This is a genomic window from Brachyspira sp., assembly GCF_050873525.1.
Taxonomy (GTDB): domain Bacteria; phylum Spirochaetota; class Brachyspiria; order Brachyspirales; family Brachyspiraceae; genus Brachyspira.
On sequence record NZ_JBNMIZ010000175.1, the window covers coordinates 1 to 5,575 of the forward strand.

The 5,575-nt window shown below is 32.8% G+C and carries 6 protein-coding genes; 4 read left to right on the plus strand and 2 right to left on the minus strand.

What is annotated here, in order from left to right; translation table 11 throughout:
* From ACR0QS_RS10380 to ACR0QS_RS10395, 4 genes are all read left to right on the plus strand, one after another.
* Positions 1 to 761, plus strand: a 761-nt coding sequence (locus ACR0QS_RS10380) for a CAP domain-containing protein (protein ID WP_432633374.1), incomplete at its 5' end; no start/stop codon positions are given.
* 54 nt (positions 762 to 815) lie between these two features.
* A complete protein-coding gene (locus ACR0QS_RS10385; protein ID WP_432633375.1) occupies positions 816 to 1,220 on the plus strand; it encodes an ExbD/TolR family protein in 405 nt (134 codons plus the stop codon).
* Positions 1,221 to 1,328: 108 nt separating this feature from the next.
* Positions 1,329 to 2,822: a glycogen synthase gene (locus ACR0QS_RS10390; protein ID WP_432633376.1), complete on the plus strand. Its 1,494-nt coding sequence runs from the start codon at positions 1,329 to 1,331 to the stop codon at positions 2,820 to 2,822.
* A gap of 27 nt (positions 2,823 to 2,849) precedes the next feature.
* Positions 2,850 to 3,368: a DJ-1/PfpI family protein gene (locus ACR0QS_RS10395; RefSeq protein ID WP_432633377.1), complete on the plus strand. Its 519-nt coding sequence runs from the start codon at positions 2,850 to 2,852 to the stop codon at positions 3,366 to 3,368.
* Positions 3,369 to 3,904: 536 nt separating this feature from the next.
* Here ACR0QS_RS10395 and ACR0QS_RS10400 read toward each other — a convergent pair.
* Together ACR0QS_RS10400 and ACR0QS_RS10405 are read right to left on the minus strand one after the other, a co-directional pair.
* Positions 3,905 to 4,546 carry a hypothetical protein gene (locus tag ACR0QS_RS10400; RefSeq protein ID WP_432633378.1) on the minus strand — a complete coding sequence of 214 codons (642 nt, stop codon included), beginning with the start codon at positions 4,544 to 4,546 and terminating at the stop codon, positions 3,905 to 3,907.
* Between the two features lie 91 nt (positions 4,547 to 4,637).
* The gene (locus ACR0QS_RS10405) at positions 4,638 to 5,462 is read right to left on the minus strand and encodes an alpha/beta fold hydrolase (protein ID WP_432633379.1); all 825 of its coding nucleotides are present in this window, start codon (positions 5,460 to 5,462) and stop codon (positions 4,638 to 4,640) included.
* Positions 5,463 to 5,575: the final 113 nt, after the last annotated feature.

The window sequence follows — 5,575 nt, forward strand, 5'->3', positions numbered from 1 at the left end:
ATTTAATAATAATTTTTATGTTTATATCTACTTTAATATTAAACGCAAATGTTATAGAGGACGAAATATTAAGGCTTATCAATTTGGAAAGAAGCAAAGCGTCCCTTCCGCCTATCGCAAATAACGAAAGACTGCATTCTATAGCTTTATATCATAGCGACAATATGGCAAATAATAAATTTTTTGGAAATACCGATTTGGACGGACTCGATTCAAAAGGAAGGCAAATAAAATTATATCCCGAAATGGTTGGAAATATAACGGAAAGTTTCGCCAAATTGGATGTTATTCCTCTTACCGATAAAAACGCCGCTTCAAGCATAGTAAAAAAATTAATGGAAACTCCAGACGATAAAAAATATATAATGTCAAAAGATTTTAACGGAATAGGAATCGGAGCTTCAAAAAGAGGAATTGGATTATATGCCACGATAACTTACGCGAATATAATTGCCGAAGAAGTTGATTTCAAATCGGAAGCGAAGTTCGGAGACGATATTACGATAAAATATAGAATCTTAAATAAAGCTCCGTTTACAGATTTCAAAATTGCCGTAGAAACCGCCGATAAAAATGCAAGAATACTCGGCGATGACGGAAAAACTTATATAGGAGTCGTCATATATGATGTAAACGATGCGGGAAATAATGTTTTAAGCAGAACTTTCAAAGCGGAATACGGAAGAGGCGATTATAAAATATCTCTTCTTTATAAAGGCGAACGATACGAAAGCAATATAAAAACTATAACGGTAAAATAATTTAAAAATAAAATTAAAATAAAATTTAAGAAAAAATAATTAAGAAAAAATATAATGAAATTTCGCAGAAGATTTGAAATAAAAAGCGGTATAGATTTAACGCCAATGATAGACATAGTATTTAATTTGCTAATATTCTTTATGGTAGGAACGACTATAATAGAAACTCCTCAAATAGAAATTAGTTTGCCAAAATCAAGCTCGGCTGTCGGAAAAGATTTAAATCAAAATATAATAATAACTATTTCCAAAGAAGGGCAAATATATGCGAACGGCGAATTGATTGACGATATTGACGCTCATCTTTCAAATCTCGCTACTATAGAAGGCGAACTTGAAAAACCCGTTGAAATAAGGTCGGACGAGGATGTGAGAACGCAGATTTTAATATCGGTTATAGACAGCGTAAAGAATGCGGGATTTACAAGATTAAGCATAGCGACTGATTCTACAGATTAAACAATAAATTCAATTCTATTAATATTAATACAAATATATAATTTTATCTTGAAAGTTTTTAAATAAAATTGTATAGTATAAGAACAATATATTAAAAGGAGTTTTTTTATGCCTAAACTTAAAGTAATGATAGCGTCTTCGGAAGCGATACCTTTCATAAAAACGGGAGGGCTTGCCGATGTCGCGGGTTCTTTGCCTATATATTTGAAAAAATTCGGAGTCGAGGCTTTCGTGGTTATTCCAAAATATAGAGATATTGATTTTAAGGAATGTTATTTGGAAAATGTTCTTCCAACTATGTGCGTTCGTATGGGAAACGGCGAGGAATGGTGTTCAGTATTCAAAACCGTTTATAAAGGAGTCGATTTTTATTTTATAGAACATCATAATTTTTTCAGCAGAGAAGGACTTTATCATGATAACGCGTTTAACGATTATCAGGATAACGCTTGGAGATTCGGATTTTTTTCAATGGCGGCTTTACAATTATGCAGAGATTTGCAATTGGATGTCGATGTAGTTCATGTAAACGACTGGCAGACGGCGGCAATTCCAGCTTATATAAAAACTTGGCATTGGAGCAACGAGCTTGGACGCGCTGCAAGTTTGCTTACAATTCATAACGCTAATTATCAGGGAATTTATAACGCTGCAACAACTTACGATTATTTGGGTTTGGGATGGAATAATTATAGCCCCGATACTTTTGAAGACCATGGAAATATCAATTTGCTTAAAGGCGGAATATTCTTTTCGGATGTGGTGACGACTGTTAGTCCTACTTACGCTGGAGAAATAGCCTCTCCTTACGGCGGGCATGGAATGGCACCTTATCTACAAAATAAAACGACAAGTTTCTTTGGAATACTTAACGGAATAGACGAAGATGTTTGGAATCCTGAAAAAGACAAATTTTTATCGGCTAATTTTTCGGCAAAATATATGGGCGGTAAAAAAATATGCAAGAAAGAATTGCAAAAAAGTTTCCTGCTCGAAGAAGATGAAAATGTCGCTTTAATCGGAGCGATTGGAAGATTTGTCGACCAGAAAGGTTATCATTTTATAGCTTCTATAATAGATTATTTAATGAATAACATGAAAATGCAATTTGTAATATTAGGAACGGGAGATAAAGGACTCGAAAGTTTCTTTGGAGATTTGCCAAAAAGATACCCAGGACGAGTCGGTTCTTATATCGGCTACAATAACGAACTTTCGCATTTAATAGAGGCGGGAGTTGATATGTTCGTAATGCCTTCTTTATTCGAGCCATGCGGACTCAATCAAATGTATTCTTTAAAATACGGAACGATTCCTATTGTTCATGCGACTGGCGGACTCGAAGATACGGTTGAAAATTATAATGAAGAAACGGGCGAAGGCACGGGATTCAAATTTTATGACGCCACTTCTTCGGCATTATATAATACTATCGGATGGGCGATAAGCGTTTATTATGACCATCCCGATAGATTTAAGACGATGCAATTAAGAGGAATGAAAATAGATAATTCTTGGGAAAAAAGCGCAAAGGAATATATCAAAGCCTACGAACTTGCAATAGCCAATAAAAGAAATTATGACGATATGTGCAGTTTATAATCGCAGAAGTTTTTGGAGTAATTAAAAATGGAAAAAACGAATAATATTTTATATGTGATGGCTTATAAAAATTTTCAAGATGAAGAATATTTTGAAACGAAAAAAATATTTGAAAATAGCGGATATAAAACAAAAATTTCCTCTTCAATAATCGGAGAAGGACAAGGAAAATTGGGAAGTTCGGTAAATATAGAACTTTTATTTAGCGAAGTCGATGCCGTTAATTTTGACGCGATAGTATTTATCGGCGGATTGGGATGCATCACATTATGGGACGATTGGCGGGCGCATGGACTTTCAAAATTATTTTTGGAAAATAAAAAAATCGTTGCAGGAATCGGAAGCGGAGTAGTTATTATGGCTAACGCTGGAATACTAAAAAATATTAAAGCCACTTGTTTAGACTCGGACGAATCTCATGTTCGACACGGCGAAGCCGATATAGTCGGCGGAAATGTCGTCATATCGGGAAATATTATCACGGCTGATGGACCGAAGTCGGCTAAAGAATTTGCAAACGCTTTGATTAAGGCTTTGAATAATTGAAAAAATAACTGACAAATATTTTATTTTATTTGGATTGCCACGACTTCTACGAAGTCTCGCAATGACGCTGTTATCTATAGTCATTACGAGGTTTTGTCGCCGTAGGCGTGCCTTTGGCAAAAAACCGAAGTAATCCAAATTTTTTATTTTAAAATTTAACTTTATTAATAGTGGATTGCTTCATTTCATTCGCAATGACAAATCCTCAACTCTTAATAACAATGGGTTTTCGCTCTGCGTCCCTTCGGGAAACCCCTTGCATGCTTTTCTCTGTATTGTTAACACAATGGGCTAAAGCCACATTGTTGTCAGGTTTATAATCGTCATTACGAGGCTATTTATAGCCGAAGTAATCCAATTAAAATAAAATTTTATTTAAAAGTTTCACTTCATTAATAGTTGATTGCCACGCTCATTACATTCGCTCGCAATGACGAATTAAAAAACGGACGAAGTTTTTTCACTCGCCCGTTTCAAAGTGTGTAAAAATTATATTTTAATGTTTGAGGATGTTTAATCTAGCCCGTTTGGGTTGATTAGTATATCGGACCGTTGTATGATAAAATAGCCGTATAAGTGGCTCGAATGCCCATGCCGTTCGTTGTCATTGCAACTACATATTCTGCGGTCACGCGATCAACACTCATATGTTGATATAACATAATAAATTTTATATAAGATTTCATATTTCCATTATCGACTCTTGCATTATAAACGGCGCCAGTGTCATAATAATCGCCATATTGATAAAATGGAGCATCTTTTATCGTTGAATAAGGCGCTTCTACCGAAATCTTATCATAATGCATATTTACTCCAGCTGGTATATAAATTGAAGGAAAAATTGTTTCCGCCTCCGCTATATTTTTTGCGGTTTCGGGGATAACTTCTAACTTTGCGCGTGTAAAATTGTCGCCGCTATAATAATTATAGCTAGAACCAGCCGTAACAAGTTCGCCTGAAGTAGTCGGAATATCATAACCGAATGGCACATAGGTATTATTGCAGCTTATAGAAAATAGCGCTATAAACGATAATAAAGCGATTAAAAATATTTTTAGAAAATATTGTTTAAAGTATATAATTCCCGATTTGATTTGATTTGATTTGATTTGATTTGATTTGATTTGATTTGATTTGATTTGATTTGATTTGATAATGTTTATACAGTATCGCATTTTAACTCCTCCTAAAATTAATTTATCCGTTTATATTATAGTAAATTTTTTAGCCTTTGTCAAGTTTTTTCTACTAATAAAAATTAAAAAATTATATTTTATTAATTTTAATTCTTATCAAAAAATTTTCGATTAAAGAATTAAATAATTCGGGCTGTTCTATTTGTAAATTATGCCCCGCCATATCTATAACGCTAAAAGTTGCTCTCGGATAATCTTCAAGCAGTTTCAATAAATCTCTATAACCAACGCATATATCCTGCCTGCCTGCCATAAATAAAACGGGTTTGTCGAATTTAATTTTTTTTATTTTTTTATCGACATCGAAAGAAAAAGAATATTTTTTCCAAAGCAAATCGATAAAATTATAATCGCATTTTTTAATTCCCGAAAGAATTTCATTTTTATATCTTTGAAAAACTTTTTTATTTTCGATAACGCTATACTTTGAGAATATTTTTCTTTCCTTATCATTAATAGAATTCATAAATTTTTTATCTTCAAATTTTATAATATTTTTATCGACATCTCTTTTCGCATGAATTGGAATAACCACGGGACATAATAAAACCATTCCGTCTATTTTTGAATGCATCTTTGACAAAATTCCTCTCGCCAAATATCCGCCGTAAGATTCTCCCATAATCAAAAAATTGTCCGAAATTGTATCATTTATAAAAGAAAGCAATATATTAAGAATTTTATCGGAAGACGCGTATTCGGGCGAAGATTCCGATTTTCCCATTCCGAGCAAATCTATATAAACTCTTTTATAGCCTTTTTTATTTTTGAAAATATTTTCCATGCATCCTTTCATTAAATTCAAATCGCAATTAAGTCCATGCAGCATTAAAACGGGTTTGCCGCTTCCTACGGTTTGGTAATGTATTTTAATGTTTTTATAATAGTAGAACATATTTTCTCCAAATTATTTTAGTTTATTATAGTATAAAATTTATTTCTATTATTTCAAATATTTTTTTTAAATATTTGATTTCGCATGCTTTTTCAAAATAATCTATATTAATA

What these genes read in the sequence shown, in the direction of transcription:
- ACR0QS_RS10405 (WP_432633379.1), bottom strand. Translation starts at nt 5,462, where the DNA reads ATGTTCTACTATTATAAAAACATTAAAATACATTACCAAACCGTAGGA.
- ACR0QS_RS10400 (WP_432633378.1), bottom strand. Translation starts at nt 4,546, where the DNA reads ATGCGATACTGTATAAACATTATCAAATCAAATCAAATCAAATCAAAT.
- ACR0QS_RS10390 (WP_432633376.1), top strand. Translation starts at nt 1,329, where the DNA reads ATGCCTAAACTTAAAGTAATGATAGCGTCTTCGGAAGCGATACCTTTC.
- ACR0QS_RS10385 (WP_432633375.1), top strand. Translation starts at nt 816, where the DNA reads ATGAAATTTCGCAGAAGATTTGAAATAAAAAGCGGTATAGATTTAACG.
- ACR0QS_RS10395 (WP_432633377.1), top strand. Translation starts at nt 2,850, where the DNA reads ATGGAAAAAACGAATAATATTTTATATGTGATGGCTTATAAAAATTTT.